General features: G+C 33.8%; 18 protein-coding genes and 1 pseudogene. 13 read left to right on the top strand and 6 right to left on the bottom strand.

Annotation, left to right across the window (positions count from 1 at the left end; all coding sequences use genetic code 11):
• Positions 1-42 precede the first annotated feature (42 nt).
• From NSQ18_RS04415 to tagD, 3 genes are all read left to right on the top strand, one after another.
• Positions 43-867, top strand: a complete 825-nt coding sequence (locus NSQ18_RS04415) for a LicD family protein (RefSeq protein WP_339289152.1) — start codon at positions 43-45, stop codon at positions 865-867.
• 56 nt (positions 868-923) lie between these two features.
• Positions 924-2168 (top strand): flippase, encoded by a 1245-nt coding sequence (locus tag NSQ18_RS04410; protein ID WP_339289150.1) that lies wholly within the window; start codon positions 924-926, stop codon positions 2166-2168.
• 77 nt (positions 2169-2245) lie between these two features.
• Positions 2246-2644, top strand: a complete 399-nt coding sequence (tagD, locus tag NSQ18_RS04405) for a glycerol-3-phosphate cytidylyltransferase (RefSeq protein WP_339289148.1) — start codon at positions 2246-2248, stop codon at positions 2642-2644.
• Between the two features lie 91 nt (positions 2645-2735).
• Here the strand turns inward: tagD and NSQ18_RS04400 are convergent, their stop codons facing one another.
• Positions 2736-4016 carry a glucose-6-phosphate isomerase gene (locus tag NSQ18_RS04400; RefSeq protein ID WP_339289146.1) on the bottom strand — a complete coding sequence of 427 codons (1281 nt, stop codon included), beginning with the start codon at positions 4014-4016 and terminating at the stop codon, positions 2736-2738.
• A 99-nt stretch (positions 4017-4115) separates the two neighbouring features.
• The gene (galU, locus tag NSQ18_RS04395) at positions 4116-4994 is read right to left on the bottom strand and encodes a UTP--glucose-1-phosphate uridylyltransferase GalU (RefSeq protein WP_339289144.1); all 879 of its coding nucleotides are present in this window, start codon (positions 4992-4994) and stop codon (positions 4116-4118) included.
• Positions 4995-5257: 263 nt separating this feature from the next.
• Between galU and galE the strand changes: the two genes are divergently transcribed.
• Both galE and NSQ18_RS04385 read left to right on the top strand, forming a co-directional pair.
• Entirely contained in the window at positions 5258-6250 is a 993-nt protein-coding gene (gene galE, locus NSQ18_RS04390) for a UDP-glucose 4-epimerase GalE (protein ID WP_339289601.1), read from the top strand.
• A gap of 115 nt (positions 6251-6365) precedes the next feature.
• Entirely contained in the window at positions 6366-7733 is a 1368-nt protein-coding gene (locus tag NSQ18_RS04385; protein ID WP_339289142.1) for a sugar transferase, read from the top strand.
• Positions 7734-7903: 170 nt separating this feature from the next.
• Here the strand turns inward: NSQ18_RS04385 and NSQ18_RS04380 are convergent, their stop codons facing one another.
• Positions 7904-8395 (bottom strand): sigma-70 family RNA polymerase sigma factor, encoded by a 492-nt coding sequence (locus NSQ18_RS04380; protein ID WP_339289140.1) that lies wholly within the window; start codon positions 8393-8395, stop codon positions 7904-7906.
• 324 nt (positions 8396-8719) lie between these two features.
• On the opposite strand from NSQ18_RS04380, the gene NSQ18_RS04375 reads away from it, so the two are divergent.
• From NSQ18_RS04375 to NSQ18_RS04360, 4 genes are all read left to right on the top strand, one after another.
• Positions 8720-9208: a competence protein ComK gene (locus tag NSQ18_RS04375; protein WP_016839611.1), complete on the top strand. Its 489-nt coding sequence runs from the start codon at positions 8720-8722 to the stop codon at positions 9206-9208.
• A gap of 248 nt (positions 9209-9456) precedes the next feature.
• A complete protein-coding gene (locus NSQ18_RS04370) occupies positions 9457-11166 on the top strand; it encodes a phospho-sugar mutase (protein ID WP_339289138.1) in 1710 nt (569 codons plus the stop codon).
• Positions 11167-11504: 338 nt separating this feature from the next.
• On the top strand, positions 11505-12860 hold the full coding sequence (locus tag NSQ18_RS04365) for a serine/threonine-protein kinase (protein ID WP_339289136.1): 1356 nt from the start codon (positions 11505-11507) through the stop codon (positions 12858-12860).
• Positions 12861-13125: 265 nt separating this feature from the next.
• Complete coding sequence (locus NSQ18_RS04360; RefSeq protein WP_339289135.1) at positions 13126-14778, top strand: S-layer homology domain-containing protein; 1653 nt, start codon at positions 13126-13128, stop codon at positions 14776-14778.
• 243 nt (positions 14779-15021) lie between these two features.
• On the opposite strand, the pseudogene NSQ18_RS04355 reads toward NSQ18_RS04360, so the two are convergent.
• The 3 genes and pseudogenes from NSQ18_RS04355 to NSQ18_RS04345 form a co-directional block, all read right to left on the bottom strand.
• Positions 15022-15414, bottom strand: a pseudogene (locus NSQ18_RS04355) (transposase); the annotation flags it as partial.
• 114 nt (positions 15415-15528) lie between these two features.
• A complete protein-coding gene (locus NSQ18_RS04350) occupies positions 15529-15813 on the bottom strand; it encodes an amphi-Trp domain-containing protein (RefSeq protein ID WP_339289133.1) in 285 nt (94 codons plus the stop codon).
• A gap of 118 nt (positions 15814-15931) precedes the next feature.
• Positions 15932-16405, bottom strand: coding sequence for a hypothetical protein (locus NSQ18_RS04345; protein ID WP_339289131.1), 474 nt, complete (start codon positions 16403-16405; stop codon positions 15932-15934).
• 418 nt (positions 16406-16823) lie between these two features.
• Here NSQ18_RS04345 and NSQ18_RS04340 point away from each other — a divergent pair, with 418 nt between their 5' ends.
• From NSQ18_RS04340 to NSQ18_RS04325, 4 genes are all read left to right on the top strand, one after another.
• The gene (locus NSQ18_RS04340) at positions 16824-17270 is read left to right on the top strand and encodes an Hsp20/alpha crystallin family protein (protein WP_339289129.1); all 447 of its coding nucleotides are present in this window, start codon (positions 16824-16826) and stop codon (positions 17268-17270) included.
• Positions 17271-17956: 686 nt separating this feature from the next.
• Complete coding sequence (locus NSQ18_RS04335; protein WP_172597779.1) at positions 17957-18100, top strand: hypothetical protein; 144 nt, start codon at positions 17957-17959, stop codon at positions 18098-18100.
• Between the two features lie 449 nt (positions 18101-18549).
• Entirely contained in the window at positions 18550-19857 is a 1308-nt protein-coding gene (locus tag NSQ18_RS04330) for an S-layer homology domain-containing protein (protein WP_339289600.1), read from the top strand.
• Between the two features lie 294 nt (positions 19858-20151).
• Entirely contained in the window at positions 20152-20811 is a 660-nt protein-coding gene (locus NSQ18_RS04325) for an S-layer homology domain-containing protein (RefSeq protein ID WP_339289127.1), read from the top strand.
• Positions 20812-20890: the final 79 nt, after the last annotated feature.

The following is a 20890-nucleotide window of genomic DNA, read 5'->3' as shown; positions in this document are numbered from 1 at the left end:
AATTTAATTTATTTTCAAAATTTATAAGGAGCAAGTTGCAAAATGAATGAACAAATAAAACCAGAGGGGCTAAAAGAAGTACAATTATATTTGTTGGATCAATTCGTAAAAGTGTGTGAAAAACATAATATCCACTATTGGCTTGAAGGTGGAAGTGCTTTGGGTGCATATAGACATAGTGGATTTATACCTTGGGACGACGATATTGATATAGGAATTTTTTATGATGATTACCATTTTTTGATCAAAAAATTAAAAGAAGAACTTCCGAATGATATTTTTGTACAGGATGGGACTACAGATAATTTCCCAGAAATTGGATACGCCACGAAATTAAGATATAAAAATAGCAGAATTGTAGAAAAAGGATTTACTGACAATAAATATGTGCAGACTCACAACATTAATCAAGGGATATTTATAGATATTTTTCCATTTTCGCAAGTACCATTTAAATTAAGCCCTTTTTTTAGCAACTTAGTATTTCGAGTATTAGCAGTATATAACGATATTCAATTCGAAACTTTTACAGGGAAAAAGAGAAGAATTGCCAAAATCATGAGGAGATTCCTCCCACTACCTATAGTATTATTATGTTTAAAAGGTTATAGAAAATTGGGCAAATTGTTGAATAAGAATTTATATGCCATTGATGTACAGTATTTTATTCAGAAGGATTTTTATAAGAAAGAGTGGCTAATTCCTACTCAAAAATTATTATTTGAAAATAAACCTTATAATGTTCCAGCCAATATTACTGAATATTTAACGGAACATTACGGAAGCAATTATATGACAGTACCGCCAATCGAAGAGCAAAACAGAGCAAAACATATTATAAGTTATGAGATTTTTTCGAAAAACTGAACTTAGCTTTATAATATGCGGGTCCTATAAATTAAACTGAAGTGATGATGGATAATATGACAGATAAAAGAAGATTAATTGAAAATTTCTCAGCATTAACGATAATGCAACTTTTGAATTATATACTTCCATTTGTTACACTCCCATATCTTGCACGTGTATTATCTCTTGAAGGATATGGAGTATATATTTTTTCACAAGCCCTTATTGCGTATTTTATTGTCATTGTTGATTTTGGATTTGATTTATCTGGTACTAGAGAAGTATCAATCAATAGACATCATTCAAAAAAATTATCAGAAATTTTTAGTTCCATATTAGTAATTAAATTTATTTTAATGATCATCTCTTTACTTATTTTAATTGCACTAATTATGTTTGTGCCGTCTATCAGTGAATATTGGCAAGTGCATTTAATCATGTTTATTATGGTATTTGGGAATATGTTGCTTTCAACATTTGTGTATCAGGGATTAGAAAAAATGAAATTTATCACAATTTTGAATGCCAGCATTAAAATCTTTTTTACACTAACAATTTTCATATTTATAAAGGATCAAAATGACTTGCCGTTAGTTGCACTATTAAATTCTATAGGATACTTAATAGTAGGATTAATATCACTATGCATCATTTTAAAAATCATTAACATAAAGTTTACAATTCCTTCAAAGGAAAACCTGATAAATCAGTTTAAAAATAGTTTACAATTTTTTTGGTCCCGAATTGCAGTTTCTTTATATACTACTAGCAATACCTTTGTTGTAGGATTATTTTTGGGACCAGCTGCAGCCGGAATTTTTGGTTCAGCGGATAAATTGTTCAGAGCTGCAGTCAGTCTTTATCAGCCTTTAAATAATGTTCTTTATCCTTATATAGCTCATAGTAAAAACATTCGCCTTTATAAAAAATTATTTAAACTCTCAACTATTTCAAATATCATTGTTGTATTGATTGTGTTTATATTTTCAGATTTAGTAATAAAATTAATATTTGGCAGCGGTTATGAAGAAAGTGCAGTTTTATTAAAAATATTCATGATAGCTGCTATATATATGATGCCGAGTATATTAATGGGGTATCCTTTATTAGGAGCATTAGGATATACAAGAGAAGTTAATAAAAGTGTAATATATGCATCTATTATACATGTCGTTCTCCTCGTTATTTTAATACCAGTATTGTCAGTAAAACTAGTTGCTTTATTAGTATTATTTACTGAACTTCTTGTATTTATATATCGATACTATTACGTAAAAAAATATGGTTTGTTAAATAGCAATTTTATGAATAAGCAATAAACGGGTGTTGGGTATTATTAAAATCAGATAAAATTGAATTAGTGTTGGTAGTGAAATTAAAATATGGAGGAAAAAAATTGAAACGAGTAATTACATACGGTACATTCGACTTGTTGCACTATGGCCATATTAATTTATTAAAAAGAGCAAAGGAACTCGGAGATTATCTAATAGTTGGTTTATCAACGAATGAATTTAATGAACAAAAAGGGAAAAAATGCTACTTTTCATATGAAGAAAGAAAAAAGTTGGTTGAAGCAATTCGTTATGTCGATTTGGTCATTCCAGAAGAATGTTGGGAACAAAAGATCGATGACATTCTAAATTATAAGGTGGATACCTTTGTCATTGGGGATGATTGGAAAGGGAAGTTTGATTACTTAAAAGAATATTGCGAAGTGGTTTATTTAAGCAGAACACCCGAAATATCAACTACCAAAATAAAAGAAGAACTGGGATTGAATTCAGCTAAATAGAAGCTTTAGATTCAAATAACACAAAAAACACCTCCTTGTATACATATGTTTACAAGGAGGTGGATTTTTTGTGATTTTGAATTGTGCTTTTTTAAGACTTCAACAATTCAAGCATTTTTTTCTTATACGCTTCCACACCTGGCTGGTCGAAAGGATTTACATCAATTAATTTTGCACTCATGGCACATGCTTTCATAAAGAAGTATATAAGATAGCCTAAATGATAAGCATCCAGCTTCGCCATTTCCAGTTGTATTACAGGAACTCCCCCTTCTGCATGGGCGAGAGCCGTGCCTTGTTTGGAAGTTGCATTGATTTCGTTAAAGGAGCGGCCTGCTAAATAATTTAATCCATCTTCATTCCGTTCGTCATAAGGCACGATGTAATCACCTTCAATATCATGGAAGTGAAGAAGCGTTTCAAACAAGATTGGGCTCCCCTCTTGAATGAATTGTCCGATTGCATGTAAATCCGTAGAGTAAGTAACACATGTTGGGAACAATCCTTTTCTTTCTTTTCCTTCACTTTCACCAAATAGCTGCATCCACCATTCATGGAATTTCTTTAAAGAAGGTTCAAAGGAGGCTAGCAATTCCACGCTATATCCTTCGTTGTAGAGCTTATTTCGCATGACAGCATATTGGTAAGCATGGTTATTTGCTAAATCAGGATCTTTTAATTCACATGCTGCTTTTTTAGCACCTTCCATAAATTGTCCAATTTCAATGCCTGCAATGGCAAGAGGTAGCAATCCTACAGGGGTTAACACCGAATAGCGACCACCAATATTAGGAGGAATCTCGAAACGGCGATATCCAGCTAAATCGGCGGTTTTCTTTAACAATCCCTTTTCAGGATCCGTTGTGACAATGATTCGATGAACAGCTTCTTCACCGTAACGTTCTTCCATATACTGACGTAACACTCTGAAGGCAAGTGCAGGCTCCATTGTACCTCCAGATTTCGAAATGACATTGATGTATACTTCTTTATCAGAAAGATATGTAAGAATTTGTTTCATATAGGCACCGCTCATATGATGCCCAACATATATTACTTCAATTCCATTTTTATGTATGCCAAAATATGGAGTTAACGCATCTTGCACCGCTCGGGCACCTAAAAATGATCCGCCAATTCCTATAACAACTAGAACATCTGCTTTTGCACAGATTTCGTTTTTCAAATTTTGTATTTGTTTGAAAAGTTCATCATGATTTTGTAAAGGGTAGTCGATCCATCCCGTCATATTACTGGAATTTTCCAATTGATAGTGGATTTCTTTAACCTGGTCTTTATATTGATCTATGTCATGCTCTTCTAGATTACAGTTTAAAAGTGTAGTTTGTACTAAATGAGTGACCAATTTCATGCCTCATTTCTATATTTATTCGTCCTTTTATTATGACATAGAAAAGATTTAAACAAAATGGCTATTGGAGGAAACCATTGAAAATTCCTCCCTAATGAATCATTGTTCAGATAATTGTTTTGCTTTTTCTAAAATGAATTTTTTTACATCTTCCCGTAAGTCATCACGATTTAAAGCAAAATCAATCGTCGTTTCAATGAATCCCATTTGATTACCGACATCATAGCGTTTCCCTTCAAATCTATAGGCAAATACTCGTTGGATTGTATTCAATTCTTCAATGGCATCTGTTAATTGAATTTCTCCACCTTTTCCCATTTTCTTTTGTTCTAAGAAACGGAAAATTTCAGGAGTTAAGATATATCTTCCAATAATCGCAAAATTGGAAGGTGCTTCTTCTCTAGATGGCTTTTCAATAAACTTTGATACTTGCATTAAAGGGGTGTCCGTTGAAATTGGATCGATGACACCATAGCGGTGAACTTCGCTGTCCGGCACTTCCATTACACCAATGACGCTAGAAAAAGTGCGATTGTATTGATTAATTAATTGTTTTAAACATGGTGTTTCACTTTGAACTACATCATCTCCAAGTAAGACAGCAAACGGTTCATTACCAATAAAATTACGTGCACACCAAATGGCATGTCCAAGTCCAAGAGGCTGTTTTTGACGGATATAGTGAATATCAATATCCGATGATACACGGACTTTCTCCAATAGATCGAATTTCTCTTTTTCGATTAAATTTGCCTCCAGTTCAAAGGCGTGGTCAAAATGGTCTTCAATCGCCCGTTTTCCTTTACCGGTAACGATGATAATATCTTCAATTCCAGAAGCAATCGCTTCTTCGACAATATATTGAATGGTTGGTTTATCTACTATCGGTAACATTTCTTTTGGCATGGCTTTCGTTACAGGTAAAAACCGTGTTCCTAAACCTGCCGCTGGGATGATGGCTTTTCGAATTTTTTTCAAACAAACTCTCTCCTTCTTAATAAATACACTCATAATCATAACACAAAGCATGAAAGACTTGACATTAAACTCACTATTCCATTTAGCAATAAAGAGTTAAAAAATATAGAATATGTAAGTAAAAATATATTAATAAATCTTTTCAATGAATTCAAATTAGTGGAGTTATTGTATATAATTAAAATTTAGTTTATTCTGTTTACTATGCTATTATTTTACTAGCTTGATGGGCAATTTTGATAAATAGATGGGGTTGAAAAATGATGAAAATTTTAGTAACAGGTGGAGCCGGATATATCGGATCGCATACATGTGTGGCTTTAATGGAACAAGGCTATTCATTGATTATAGTAGATAATTTTTCAAACAGTAAGCCTCCAGTGTTAGAAAATCTTCGAAAATTAAATGACAATTTTATTTTTTACAATGTTGATGTGACTGATGAAGAAGCCTTGGAACAAATTTTTTTAAAACATGATATAGAAGGGGCTATTCATTTTGCAGGATATAAGGCGGTTGGAGAATCTGTTGCAGAACCGTTAAAATACTATTTAAATAACGTAGTAAGTACAATGATTTTAGCGAAAGTATGTAAAAAATATAATGTGAATAAATTTGTATTCAGCTCTTCTGCAACCGTTTATGGTGAAAATAAAGTGCCTTTTAAAGAGGAAATGGAGCTATTGCCGACAACGAACCCTTATGGCGAAACAAAAGCTATGAGTGAAAGGATTTTAATGGATGTGGCAAAGGCGAATCCAATCTTTTCTGTTTCGATTTTAAGATATTTTAACCCAGTTGGTGCCCACGAGAGTGGATTAATCGGGGAAGATCCAAATGGCATTCCAAATAACTTGATGCCATATATTACAAAAGTGGCAAAAGGAGATTTAGAAAAGTTAAGAGTATTCGGCAATGACTATCCTACACCGGACGGTACAGGTGTGAGAGATTATATCCATGTCATGGATCTGGCAGAAGGGCATGTAGCAGCGTATAAGCATCTTTCAAAAGGTGTACATATTTACAATTTGGGCACTGGGAAAGGAACTAGTGTGTTAGAGTTAGTTCATGCTTTTGAAGAGGCAAATGGAATAAAAGTGCCATATGAAATAGTGGAACGTAGACCAGGAGATATTGCGGTTTGTTACGCAGACGCTTCGAAGGCAGAAAAAGAATTAGGTTGGAAAGCTAAACGAAGTATTGTTGATATGTGTAGAGATGCTTGGAGATTTGAAAGTCGTCAAAGTCGTTAAGTTTTTAGTCCATCCCAAACATTTAACAAAATATTACCAATATTACTCTAGTGAATTTAATTATATTTATGTTACAATGACCCTAGTATATTTTTAAATACTAGGGGGTTTTTTTTTGTCAGATGTAGTAAGTCATAAGAGTCGCAAATATTTAATGATTTTTATAGATATAGTATTTATATTTGCAGCTTATATTCTTGCATTTCATATAAGATTTGATAATATTAATCCACAAAACTGGAATGCTTTTATTTCTCTATTACCATGGATACTATTAATAGGTTTAGTTTTTATTGTAATGTACGAATTATATATATTTGATACAAAAAGTAATTGGGATATTATACGAAGCATTGTCATTGCAAGTACATTAATGCTATTTTTTACGATGGCAGCTTCCTTCTTGTTCCGTGAATTTGCACTTCCACGTTCTGTCATATTAATTGCATACATACTGATGAATATTTTGTTAATCTCTTGGAAGATTTTATACAATATAATTTTTTCAAAAAGCATCGGAACCATTCTTTTTATTGGCGGTGAAGAAGAAGAAGATAAAATTACTGACCAAATTTTAAATCAATATGGCAAAAAAGTACATGTGAAATTTATCTGCAGCAGTGAACCAATAAATCAAATTTTGAAACATTTACAATTTGTAGATTCTATAATGATTGGTTCGGGTATTGAAAATGAGAAAAAACTAAAAGTGATTTACCATTCTGTCGAAAAGGGTAAACCTGTTTATGTAATTCCAAATCTTTATGATTTATTATTGGCCCACTCAGTTAATACAACTATAGATGATACAATGGTCATGGCAATGAAACCACTTGGCTTGTCGATGGGACAACAAGCTGTAAAACGGTTATATGATATCGTTGCATCGTTTATTGCTTTAGTTCTGCTTTCACCGTTGTTTATAATTTTTGCCCTCCTTATTAAGTTGGAGGATCCAAAAGGCAGTATTTTTTATAAGCAAGAACGTTTAGGCAAAGACAATATGGAGTTTATTATATATAAGTTCCGTTCAATGGTTGAAGGTGCAGAAAAGATGACAGGTCCTGTATTAGCAGGAGAAAATGATCCCCGTATTACAAAAGTTGGTCGATTTATGCGTAAAACAAGAGTGGATGAATTGCCACAATTGCTTAATGTGCTTAAAGGTGATATGTCCATTGTCGGTCCAAGACCTGAGAGAGAGTATTTTGCAAAACAGTTTGAAAAGGAATTAAACCATTATTTTTATCGAAATATTGTTAAACCAGGTATTACTGGTTATGCACAAATAATGGGTAAATATACAACTAGTGTTGATGATAAATTACGGTTTGATTTATTCTACATTAGAAATTATTCATTCATTCTAGATATTATTATTCAATTTAAAACAATTATTGTATTATTTGACAAAACAAAGGCTGAAGGAAAGAAAGAGAGAAAAGAAAAAATCGAGACGAAGAATCTTACTTTGAAATCGTGAATACTTAAGTGTTTACAAGACTATTAAATATGGAGATAGCTTTTTTGGTATATAACTTCAGTATATCGATACCAAGACATTAGACTAAATAATCGGGCAGTACAGAAAAAATAATGATTATTCGGTACTGCCCATATTCGATTTTGCATCAAGTACCTAGCATTACACTCTCACCCCAACTCCTCCCGCAACCGTTTGATTAATCGATTCCTCCGTTTCTTCAAAGCTGAAACAGAAACACTATATTTCTCCGCTAGTTCATCGTATTTATATCGGTAATAATAAAGATCCAACAGCAGTTCCATTTCTTCCTTAGAGACGATTGTCTCCAGCTTCAAAAAAATATCCGAACAGCTTGACTGTCCACCGTTTTTGATTTCCATCTGTTGTGCTAAAAATGTAAGAGTTTCTTTGTCGAAGCTTGTACAATGTTTCTCATAATGATTTTCCTTGCTCATTTCTCGGTAAATCGTCGTGAGCATTGTGCGATAAGCATATGGTGCAAATGGGCCGTAAGAAGGTTCATAGTTTCTCCATGCATTCCATAATGCGATTGTTGCACAATGACGATAATCGTCGTGGTTTTTATACACTTTTGCTCGTTTTACTACGCTATAAATCATCGGTGTATATTGTTCGAGTACTTGATCAAATGTTTCCATCCTTCTTCTCCTACGATCAGTACTGATCAATATTCCCGGGTGCTACTATCGTAAGAGAAGTTTTATATTTTTTCGAATCGACTATTATCATGATTTTCTACTAATAATTACTAGATTTTTCTATACTATTATCTATAAATTAAAGAAAATTTTAAAAATTCCATAATTTGTATTGTATTTTTTTGTTTATTCTGTATAATTTTAGTTGTAAGTAGTAAAAACGGTTCAATTCTATTATCCTTTATAAATAAAATTGGAAAAGTTCATTAAATATTTACTATTTCAAAATAGATGAAGCAAATTAGCATAGGAGGAAGTTATTGTATGAATGAATTCAATGAATTGGACATGATGAAAAATTTTAATGTTTTTGCAATTACTCCTTTCTATACTGAAGTGCATTCATCTCAGGTTTTGACTTATGATTATGGGAAAATAGCTTCAACCAAAAACACGTATCAACTTCTGGATGACATCTGTATTTATTTCGGTTCGGATTTAAATGGGCGACTAAAATCAGCGAGAAGAATTTTAAGAAAACGGAAAAATCCGCCCATCATTATTTCAGAAGAAAGAGGAATTGTAGCCTGTCAATTTCCATATAAAGATTACCGAGAACCATTATGGGTTATCGATTTAACTTTCAAAGTTCAGCCTGTTGATAAAAATCATTGCTATATTATATTCCATAATAACGAACGCTTTCTTATTCGATTATCAGCGGAAAAAGTGTGGGAAAGAAGAAGACTTGCCCTTGCATTGTTATGTGAAACAAAATATATTTCAGGCAGAAGAAGATTTATCAATTTGTAATGGAATATTTTTTAAAATCTGTTAAACTATTGTTGCCATTCTCCTCTTCATCATAAAGGGACAATCTAATGGTCTCGAAAAAGGAGCGAATTGTGAAAACGAAGCGTTTTCCAATTTGCTCTTTTCATTTTTATTTAAAATTACTCTAATTCCTAATTATAGTAACAACATTGGTTTTTTAGTTTATCTATGCCATAATTAAAAGCATGAAAATGAAGGTACAATTACGTTATTGAGTAGGTGTCAAAATGAGTGTGATAGAACTTTATCAACAATGGAAAAATGAAGACTTGCCGAATTATTTAAAAGAAGAACTGGAGCAAATTGCAGAAAATTTTGCTGCGATTGAGGACCGGTTTTATCAATATTTATCCTTTGGGACAGCAGGGATGCGCGGTATCCTAGGTGCTGGTACGAATCGCATGAATATCTATACAATTCGTCGAGTTGCTGAAGGGCTAGCTTGTTATATCGATTCTCAAGGGGAATCAGCAAAACGCCGGGGAGTCGTCATCGCTTATGATACTCGGCATTATTCTTATGAATTTGCGTTGGAGACGGCTCGTGTTTTAGGGGCTCATGGAATTTCTTCTTATCTATATAAGGAACCGCGGCCAACACCACAATTGTCCTTTACTGTTCGAGAGTTACATGCCTTCGCAGGTGTTGTGATTACGGCGAGCCACAATCCAAAACAGTATAATGGTTTTAAAGTGTATGGCGAAGATGGGGCGCAGTTAGTTCCATCAGCGGCGAAAACAATTGTGGATCATATGGAAAAAATTGAGGATATATTTGCGATTGAAGTGGCGTCTGAAGATAAATTAGAGAAGCAAGGTTTTTTGCATTGGATTTTAGAAGAGTATGATGAAAAGTATTTGGCAAATTTATTGACGTTAAAGAATCGACAAGACTTAGCTCTTGGGTTAAGCATAGTGTATACTCCGTTGCACGGGACAGGTTTTGTACCAGTAACAAAGGGATTAGAGGCATTTGGATTTACAAATGTTCATGTAGTAGAATCCCAGGCAACTCAAGATGGTTCGTTTCCAACGGTTGCTTACCCGAATCCTGAAGAACCTGCTGCTTTTAAGCTAGCGACGGAGTTGGGAGAAAGAGTTGGGGCAGATTTGTTATTGGCGACCGATCCAGATGCCGATCGCCTCGGTGTTGCTGTTTGGAACGGGGAGAAGTATGAGCTTTTGACAGGAAATCAGCTTGGTGCTCTATTATTACAATATTTATTAGAGACGAAGAGAGAGCAAGGTACTTTGCCGGAAAAAGGCGCGATGGTGAAGACGATTGTAACTTCAGAAATGGGTACTGCGATTGCGAAGAAATACAATGTAAAGACTTTTGACACATTAACTGGATTTAAGTACATTGCTGAAAAAATTGCGGAGTTTGAGAAAACGGAAGAATATACATTTATATTTGGTTATGAAGAAAGTTATGGTTATTTGATTAAGCCATTCGCTCGCGATAAAGATGCCGTGCAAGTAGCGATTCAGGTCGCTGAAATGGCAGCTCATTATGCTACGAAAGGAAAAAAATTGTCGCAAGTGTTGGAAGAGTTATATGGGGAGTTTGGTTATTATCGTGAGGCTCTAGTGTCAAAAGTGTTTGAAGGAAAAGATGGACAAGAGAAAATGAAAGCCATTTTAGATGGGTTGCGTAAGGATTTACCAAAGGAAGTTGATGGCGTGCCGATAGTAAGGGTGGAAGATTACTGGAAGGGTTTGGCATATTTGGTGGACGGCACAACTGAGCCATTAACTTTGCCTAAGGAAAATGTATTGAAGTTTGTGTTGGCAGATGACTCCTGGGTAACGATCCGTCCATCCGGAACTGAACCAAAATGTAAATTCTACTTTGGTGTGGTGAAAGAAAGCAGAGAAGCAGCGGAAGAGTCGCTGGAATCCTTAGTAAGTGCTTGGCATCACTACTTGGCGAGATGAGACAGAAAGGTGTCTGAGTAAGACCCTATCACTAAACATTTTTATAAGGATAAAAACGGCATAAATTCTTATCACACAAGAATTTGTGCCGTTTTTTCTTATAATTGATCTACCTTCTTTTACACTTATGAATAGAATATCCCTAATTATGATTAAAAGAATAAATGTAGTATGAACTTGATATACAATTATTAAAAAACGATGAAATGGTAATGTCCCTGATTCTATTAAATTTTCATGTTGATCAAGTGACAGTACAGGATAACAATATATTAATAATGCATAAGTGGAGTTTTCTATTTAGCAATACATTCTTAATACTTTCAGAATTGTTTAAATTGAACCATGAAAATAAAATCCCATTAAAGGAAGAAGAAGCCATGTTATGCGAACTACAATATGAAGATATTATTGGTGAAAGCGCAATTACAATTGTATCAAGATATGTTGATGAGAATGGTCACAAATACGCTGTTAAAAAATTGAAGAGGGAATTTAAAAACGATGAAGCAACTGTAAAAAGATTTAAAAGAGAAATTGACATATTGCATGCTCTAAAAGGGGAACCACATATCGTTCCATTAATAGCCTATAATGAAGATGAACTGTGGTATATCATGCCTTATGCAGAACAAAATTTGCAACAATATATAACAAGTAATCATCAACTCTTAAATATTGAAACACGTACCAATATTTTTGAACGTATTCTTGATGGAATATCAATTGCGCATTCTAGAAGTATCTTACATCGAAATCTAACTCCACAAAATATTTTATTAATAGATGGGGAATGGTACATCAGCGGCTTTGGGGGAGAAAAGGATTATTCTAGATTTTCTCAAGGTGGATATTGTACTGGAACTTATTACTATGCAGCACCAGAACAAGTAGATAAATTAAAGGATGCAACTATTCAGAGCGATATATATTCCTTAGGGAAAATATTATACTTTGTTCTTACAGGAAGAGAACCAAGCAATTTGCGTGATGCTCCATCAGCATTTAAATTCATTATTAAAGGTGCAATTTCTGAAAAAATAGAGGATCGATTTGAAAATGTTTCTATTTTAAAAAAGGAATTGCTCAAAAATAAGATGCTGCAATCAAAGTTGAGTTTTTTAAATTGGGAGCATATGACTGTGAGGGAATATTTAAGTCAAAAAAACGGTGTTGAGTCGAAAGAACTTTACGAAGTTATTATGAAATCAAATATATATGATCATGTTTATTACGATTTTATCGAGCCTATAATAAACTACTTTGATAATATAAGCGAAATATCAAAGTTTGTATCAGATATAGGAGAAGATAAAGCACTAAAATTTATAAAATTGTTTATTCAAAATCTTAACCATTGTTATGCACGAGTAGGATGGCCATTCAGTGCAATGAACTCATTTGGTTATTTCCTCAACAGATTTTTTAAGGCTGTACCACAAAGTTCTGCTATCCAATTGGAATGCTTAAAAGAAATGTGGGAGTTAGCTTCCTATCATGATCAATGGGCTATACAAGATTTAATCATAGATATCATTACAAAAAATCAGGTGCCTGCAGAAATAGAAGAAGAACTTGCTTACTATATATCAAAGAGAGGTATGTATTTTGTTAAATTGAAAAAGTTAAACGCAAGTAATATACATTCGCGTAACATTGCAAAAGCAATTCAGTCAGTAAAAGTAAGTATATGAAGTTGCTAAAAGTTCAAAACATTCTAGGTACCATCTAAATAAGTACCTTGCACTATACAAAAAGTAACTGGCACCAAGAATGAAGCGCCAAACATAGAGATGCTGGAAACTGTGTTTCTCACAAGAAATGTTGGGCACCATCATAAAAATGCCTAGTAGCTTTTCAAGGCATATAGGACCATATTTGAAAATGGGTCTACCAAACAATTCCTCTATTGTTAACATTATACCTAGAAAACACAATTAGGTAGGAGGAGGAATTGCGTTGAAAAAGTTATTGCAAGTTTTTACGATGGTAGCTGCACTTATATTTACGATAAGTACAGCTTTTGCGGCAGAAAACGAGCCAAATGACTCTATATCCCAAGCAAAAGAACTTAAGTTTGAAAATGGCCGAGCAGTTGTGAATGCAAACATCGCAAATTTAAATGATAAAGACTTTTATAAAATTACCCTAAATCGAGCAGGGAAAATCGAAGTAGGGATGACAAATATTGAAAAAACCCAATTTCGCGTAACGCTTATCAATTCATTTAATAAAGAATTGGAAGTATATGAAACAAAAAGTGCTCCAAATCAAGGAGTAGAAACGCTATTCTTCCAAGGATTAGATAAAGGAACGTATTATATAAAAGTTGAACACTTTAAAGGCGATAGCACAAATGCGCCATATACATTAAGAGTTAATTATACAGCAACAGATCTTGTGGAAAAAGAAGATAACAATGATCGAAATAAAGCAAATCCTATTTTACTCAATACAACGTATGCAGGTTGGGCAGATCCAACGAGTGACTTCTATTCTTTCAAGCTAGCAGCAAATAGTGAGGTAAAGGTGAACATCACTCAATCGCCTAAAACGAAATTTGAAGTGTCTTTGTTAAATGCCAATGGAAATCCAATAGAAACTTGGGAAACTTCTTATGCTTCCGGTACAACAACAATTATCCATACTGGGCTACCAGAAGGAACTTATTATTTAAAAATCCTTACTAAAGAGGGAGATTTAAATAATATCCCTTATAACTTCACTGTGAATTTCAGAGCGGATGCGAATTTTGAAACAGAACTGAACAATACTCCATCCACTGCTAATGAAATGTACTTAGGGCAGTTTGCAAAAGGGGTATTAAGCACAAATCATGATGTTGATTACTATCGCTTATATATTAACGGGCAGACAAATGTCGATGTGTATATGACTCAATCTAGTTCAACAACTTTTAAATTAGAAATTACAGATTCATTAGGAAAGGTTCGTAAAGATTATTATTCTACTAAAGGGAATGGTTCAGTTGGAAAAGTTGGAAACCTAGATTTAGTACAAGGTTTCTACACAATTAAAGTATCTCATTACCAAGGGGAAAACAATAAAGTTCCGTATACTTTCAGAATTGCTGATAGCAACATTTCGATAGAGAAATTTAATGATTATGAAGCAGGAGCATATTGGGTGCCAGCTTTTGAATGGGGCATTCAAAACAAAGTCATCAAAGGGGATCCAGTAACAAATCGTTTAAATCCAAATCAAAATATTACGGAAGCTCAATGGCTAGCGATGTTATTAAGATATGCGTTGCCACATGAGGCAAAGGATTCGCCGAATGGGAACTGGTATGACACATATTATCAAATTGCGGTAAGAGAAAAAATTGAAGTGAGCAAAAAGCCGAACGAGCCATTGCGTCGTGGTCTTGTAGCGAAAATGTTAGCAAAAGTTTACACAGGTCAAAATATGTCAGAGGAAGAAGCAGTAGATTGGATGTATAAAAATAAAATTACGACAGGTACAAATGTTTCTAAACCACAAGATTATTTGAACTTTAACCCGTCAGGCAACTTGACGCGAGCACAAGCTATTACCTTTATGCATCGCCTTAAAAGAGAAGGTATTGAACCGAGATTAGGAAAGTATTAATGCTAAAAATCAGAGCGGATTGAGGAAAAAGATGTTTCCCAATCCGCTTTTTTCTTTGGAAAAAATAAATGGTTGAAATATTACATTACTGTTAAGTCACTACCGTCGCATAAATGATGTCTGAATTTTCAGTTTTATTTTTTCAGGACTTTAGAGAAAAAACGAAAACACCTAAGCGAGGGTCGTAAACATCCATTTTTTTTACTATAACCTATGACTTGTGCAACAACGACTGGCAAACCTTTATGGGACGCCGTTTCCTTCGATTTTTCGTAACCAAATGTGAGCGGATTTCCACAAAGAAGCCTTCAAATAGCGACTAATTTGTAAGTAACTGCGTTCGCTATTCGTGTTCAGCTGAGCTAAAACATTCAGACAGTACACTATCATGGCTACGTACACTTGATTATGTACAGCTTGTTCACTGTGACCAAAAAACTTTTTAATGTTCAGATGTTGTTTCATCCATTTGAAAAAAAGTTCGATTGCCCAACGTGATTGGTAGATTTCTGCAATTTCATCTGCGCCAATGTCAAACCGATGAAGCTCATTTCCTTTTGTATCATGCAATTTGAGTAAGCGAAACACGTTTTCAGAACGATTTTGTGGTGTTCCAATGACAACCATTTCATCAGAAATGCGTCATATTATATGAAGTGTTCCATCACCCTGTATGGGCAACTTGCATACTTGAATCATACTAAAACCAATCCCGTTTTGAAACCGTTTTCAAAAAAGTTGCCAATACAATCATTCAATGGTCATTTTATTCTCAACCTTGGAATTTGGAGACCATTCGAATTCAATTTCAAATTCGTGTTTGTCTCCTTTTACCGTGTACTTATAATCAACTTTCAATTGATTACTTGGAGCCACTTCGATTTGTTCTGTTCCTTGTATGAAAGTGAATTTTCCTTCTTGTTTCAACTTTTGTGCAATTTTCTCAAGCATTGTCGCAAAATCTTGGACATTTTGAACTTCCTTATGTTTTATAAGTACTTGTGTGAAAGGTTTTTCTTGATTTGTATGTTCCATTGTGATCGCCTCCTTTATCTCTTACTTCCATTGTAACACGACATTAGATGCAAAAATAATTTTCCGCATGCAAAAAAGCTAGAAAGTACTCGCTGTGAATACTTTCTAGCCCATTTTTTTATTCAGCAACAAATTCTTGTTTCATTTTGATTAAACCATATACGTAGAAGAAAATACTAAATGTCACGATAGTAAGAATCACAAATAATACGGCTTTCCCTGATTCTCCTGTCCAACGATAAAATAAACGGTAACTGTAATAAATAAAGATTACAAACATCGCTAGTGAAGCTAACCAACCGATAAATGGAATAAATGACACCACAAATAACACAGCATATATAATCATCCAAGTTAATGCATCTTTTTTCACTTCTTCCGGAGTCGTTTTCTTTGATCCAAAAGCGAAGAGTAAATATGCATTTACTAAAGGAATCCATGCTAAAAATGCAAGATCTTCAGGACCATTTGTTTTTGCTGTAAAAAAGTAAATAAGTGCAGTAATTACATAGCAAATAACAGCGAATATTAGTAGTACAAAGAATCCCCCAATAAGACCAACAATATAGCTCTCATCAAAATTCGGAGACATCCTACACCTCCTTTCCAAAGATAGGAATCTTTCTTAGGAAAATCAATGTATTATATGTATCCATTTGAATGAAATAACCCAACTTCTCAAGAAAATGAATCAATCTGCTTAAAAAGCTTACTTCACAAATTACTTTTTTCTTAAATATTATTTCTTTAAAAAGTAAAAAGTCTAAACTTTAAAACGCAGAAATAAAATTCCTCATAAAAAATAAAGCACATTCTGTTTCTTTGAGAATAAAATATTACAGAAATGCGGAGAATTTTTGATGAAACCGTAATAAATGTATGTCAAAAGTATGATAAAAATATGATAAATTTCCTTCAATTTACAAAATGCTCAAATGAAAATGCAAAAAAAGGATAAAATAAAGATGTAACAAGTACTTGTACAAAATTATAAATAGGGAGGAATTGAGATGTTCGATTTAAGACCGTTCAGAAGAAGAAATGATGATTTATTTGAACGTTTCAAAAGTGCCTTTGATGATATGTTTAATCAAGATTTCCTACCTGCATTCGGCAATGACTTCAAATCACTCCGCACAGATATTACAGAAACGAAAGATGCCTACATTGTACAAGCTGACTTACCTGGTTTTTCAAAAGATGACATTCAAATTGATATAGAAAATAACTATTTAACAATTCGTGCGAAACGAGATGATCGCTTAGATGAACGAGATGAAAAAGATCGTATTATCCGTAAAGAACGTCATTTCGGTGAATTTTACCGTTCATTCTATGTAAACGATATTGATCAAGACAGAATCGAAGCAGAATTAGAAAATGGGGTATTAAAAATTACACTGCCAAAAATTTCACCGGATGATGAGAGTCCTTCAAGACGTATACAAATTAAATAAAAATGAATGGGGCTATGACGTATTGTCATAGCTCTTTTTCTTACTTTTTGTCTTAAATGAAATTACAATTTCTTGTTATTTTCGATAAATATTTTTCATGAAATTCAACTTATTCATTGTTCTTTTTTTCTATAAGTGATAGACTAAAATTGTATATAGGATTATTTCCTCTATAGCAATAAATTACTTTTCCCGCTAGGAAATACCAGGTTGGTAGCCCAAAAGAAAAAGCACAAACTAAGAAAGTTTGTGCTTTTTCTTTTTGTGCGCCCGGCATGTACATGAACTATAGGGTGTAAGTCCCGAACCCCGAAGACAGAAGTAGAGGTTAGCCAAGAGCAAGGGTGTCCGTGGTGACGCGGAATCTGAAGGAAGCTGGAGGCAAAACACCGGTCCGAGGAACACGAACCTCATATAAGGCTAGGTATGATTGAGTGAGTTTGCAAAACAAAACAAAGCTCTTTCTGTCGAAGGTCATATCGAGTAAATGAGGCGGATAGATGGTGTGAAAGTGCATGTACTTACCCGGGGAGGTCTGGCGGATATGTGAAGTACGCTTCATAACCTACTTAGTGATAAGTAGCTGAACCGTCAGAAGTCAGCAGAGGTCATAGTATTAGTTGGTTTAGAACTACTAAGAAGGACCGAACAATTAAGAGAGAATAGCCCTTGGCATTCAGTGAGTCATGATGAACACAGAAAACGTAGTACCTCACTTGAGGAAGGAAGCGGTGAATCCCGTGGGGGACCTCTTGGAGGGTGGAGTGACCACTGGCATAAAGAGAACAGCTATTCACGGAAGTTATAAAGACTTGCGTCAATCATCTTAATTGAACCGCCGTATACGGAACCGTACGTACGGTGGTGTGAGAGGACGGGAGTTAATCGCTCCCTCCTACTCGATTTCTTCAAAAAAGGAAATGTATCAAAAAAATAACAAAATGTTCTTAGCTCTATTGAATAAAAATAATATTCGAGCTAGATAAAAAAATGATATTTTATGGATATTTATACTAATATTTAGCAACTAAATATTACCTTTGACGAAAATAAATAATATTAATATACTAGATTTTGTTGATAGAAATCAGCATCGTTTTACAAAGAAAAATGATAAAAAAATGATATTTTATGGATATTTATACTAATATTTAGCAACTAAATATTACCTTTGACGAAAATAAATAATATTAATATACTAGATTTTGTTGATAGAAATCAGCATCGTTTTACAAAGAAAAATGATAAAAAAATGATATTTCTTGGAGGGTAGTAGTTGATGAATTATAAAAAATTTTTCGCATCGGCAGCTACGGCGACATTAGTAGCTTCTGCAATCGTTCCAGCTGTATCAGCGGCAACTTTTACTGATGTAGAAGATAATACTCATAAAGAAGCAATCGATGCTTTAGCAGAAATGGGAATCGTAAAAGGATACAAAGATGGTACATACAAACCGAATAACACATTAACACGTGGAAATGTGGTAAAAATGTTAGGTCGCTGGCTTGAAGAACAAGGCAAAGAAATACCAGAAGATTGGGATACAGTACAACGATTCAAGGATTTGCCAGTGGACTTTGCAGACGAAGAGTTAGTAAAATACGCAGCTTTAGTAAAAGATCATGGCGTATTTCTTGGTTCAGATAACAAATTAATGCACATGAAAAATATGGACCGTTCACAAATGGCTTTAACTTTAAATCGTGTATATGAAGCAATGTTTGGTGTATCATTAATAGAATTAGCTGAAGAGATTGATGATGTAACAGTAGTGGACATGGATGAAGTTTATAACGATAACAATAGAAAAGAAGCAGTGCAAGCGTTGCGTGACTTAGGAATTTCGATTGTTGAAAAATTCAGACCGAACGAAACAGTAACACGCGGACAATTTGCTTCATTCTTATATCGCACAATTCAAGTTTCTGAACAAGATGAATTGAAAGTTGTGTCAGTGAATGCCACTACAGCTTCAACGATTGAAGTAATATTTAATGAACCAATTAATAATACACAAGAAAACCTACAACAAGTAAAAGTGATTGCAAAAGAAGATGCAACAACACCTGATTCATTAACATTTACCTTAAGTGAAGATGGAAAAACGTTAACAATCACAAATCAAACGTTGTTCAATGGTGAATATGAAGTTGTAATCGAACCGAAAAAAGTAAAAGGTACAAGAGAAAACCAATTCGTTTCTGAATTTAAGAAAACTGTAAAATTTGAAGAAATCACAAATGAAGCGCCTACAGTAATTTCAGCTAAGTTTAATAAAACAACAAAAGAACTTGAAATTACTTATTCTGAAGAAATCAAATTATTAAATGACGAAACAGTAATATTTGACTTTGAAGTGTTAGTCAATGACGATTCATTAACTACTCCAATAAAATTTGATGCCAACAAGGGTGACGAAGAAAGCGAAAAAGCTACTAAAGTCATCGTGAAACTAGAAGATTTAGTTATCGAAGCAGATGACACAATTTCTTTACAGCTATTAGAAGAGTCAGATATTAAAGACTTAACAGATAAAAAAATTGAAGTAACAGAAGTTATTCCTGTTGAAATGGTTGAAGAATAATTTTATTTCATCAACTACTTAGAACTTTTAAGTAATAAAGACTCAATTGTAATTTTGCTAATAAGTATTAGTCATAGGCTACCAACCAACAACTAATACTTAAACTTCATAGATGGACATAGCAGGGAAAGTCCAAATAGAGGGGCCGAATGGAGACAAATGGTTTTCTGTTCGGTCCATTGTGTTATCGAAAAAAAAACTCTCTATATTCCTTCTGTCAATAGTTATTATAGTAACCTACCATAATTTGGGTTACAATGGTTGAAGAGAGTAGGATAGGGGGAAAATGTCCACATGAAACTAAGGAAATTTTGGATATCCGTTGTCATCTTTGGTATCGTAGCTGCAATTTACATTCCAACTTCAGCCAATGCAGCGGAGAATCCTTTTATTGATGTATCTGTTAAAGATGCCCATTATGAATCGATTGTAACCCTTATTAACGAAGGTATCGTTGAAGGGACGAGTGCGACAACATATGAACCTTATAAACAAGCAACAAGACAAGAAGCGGCTTTATTTATTGCCAAGGCATTACATTTAGATACAGTGAACGTGGCAGATCCTGGATTTATTGATGTACCTAAAGCAAGCAAATACTATGGTGCTATTGCTGCGCTGAGCCAAAAAGGAATCATACAAGGCTATCAAGATGGCACATTTCGTCCATCTAATACGTTAAAACGTTCGCAAATTGCAAAAATGGTAACATTAGGTTTTGGCTTGCAAGTATCGAATAATACAACGACACCATTTAAAGATGTCAATGTCATCAATGATCTGGAAACGAGACAATATATTCAAACGTTGATTGATTATCAAATTACAACAGGCACAACTCCTGAAACATTTAGTCCTTTTTCTCCACTAACTCGAGGGCAATTGGCAACTTTTATTAAAAGAGCTCTTGAAGCAACGGATGGACTAGGCTTCCAAGTCATTAGCGTTGAATAATATTTCAAAGTAAAGCATTATCTTGGGACTTTTGCTCGAGATAATGCTTTTTAAATGATTACCTAACTTTATTGAAGAT

The organism is Ureibacillus sp. FSL K6-0786 (assembly GCF_037965165.1).
In the GTDB taxonomy this organism is placed as follows: domain Bacteria; phylum Bacillota; class Bacilli; order Bacillales_A; family Planococcaceae; genus Ureibacillus; species Ureibacillus thermosphaericus.
The sequence above is the reverse complement of the archived record's forward strand: the minus strand, read 5'-3'. Positions and strand labels throughout refer to the sequence as shown.

Bases quoted from the DNA above. Each gene is read 5' to 3' on its own strand.
- NSQ18_RS04415 (WP_339289152.1), top strand. From the start codon at position 43: ATGAATGAACAAATAAAACCAGAGGGGCTAAAAGAAGTACAATTATAT.
- NSQ18_RS04410 (WP_339289150.1), top strand. From the start codon at position 924: ATGACAGATAAAAGAAGATTAATTGAAAATTTCTCAGCATTAACGATA.
- NSQ18_RS04400 (WP_339289146.1), bottom strand. From the start codon at position 4,016: ATGAAATTGGTCACTCATTTAGTACAAACTACACTTTTAAACTGTAAT.
- galE (WP_339289601.1), top strand. From the start codon at position 5,258: ATGAAAATTTTAGTAACAGGTGGAGCCGGATATATCGGATCGCATACA.
- NSQ18_RS04380 (WP_339289140.1), bottom strand. From the start codon at position 8,395: ATGGAAACATTTGATCAAGTACTCGAACAATATACACCGATGATTTAT.
- NSQ18_RS04375 (WP_016839611.1), top strand. From the start codon at position 8,720: ATGAATGAATTCAATGAATTGGACATGATGAAAAATTTTAATGTTTTT.
- NSQ18_RS04370 (WP_339289138.1), top strand. From the start codon at position 9,457: ATGAGTGTGATAGAACTTTATCAACAATGGAAAAATGAAGACTTGCCG.
- NSQ18_RS04350 (WP_339289133.1), bottom strand. From the start codon at position 15,813: ATGGAACATACAAATCAAGAAAAACCTTTCACACAAGTACTTATAAAA.
- NSQ18_RS04345 (WP_339289131.1), bottom strand. From the start codon at position 16,405: ATGTCTCCGAATTTTGATGAGAGCTATATTGTTGGTCTTATTGGGGGA.
- NSQ18_RS04340 (WP_339289129.1), top strand. From the start codon at position 16,824: ATGTTCGATTTAAGACCGTTCAGAAGAAGAAATGATGATTTATTTGAA.
- NSQ18_RS04335 (WP_172597779.1), top strand. From the start codon at position 17,957: ATGATGAACACAGAAAACGTAGTACCTCACTTGAGGAAGGAAGCGGTG.
- NSQ18_RS04330 (WP_339289600.1), top strand. From the start codon at position 18,550: ATGAATTATAAAAAATTTTTCGCATCGGCAGCTACGGCGACATTAGTA.
- NSQ18_RS04325 (WP_339289127.1), top strand. From the start codon at position 20,152: ATGAAACTAAGGAAATTTTGGATATCCGTTGTCATCTTTGGTATCGTA.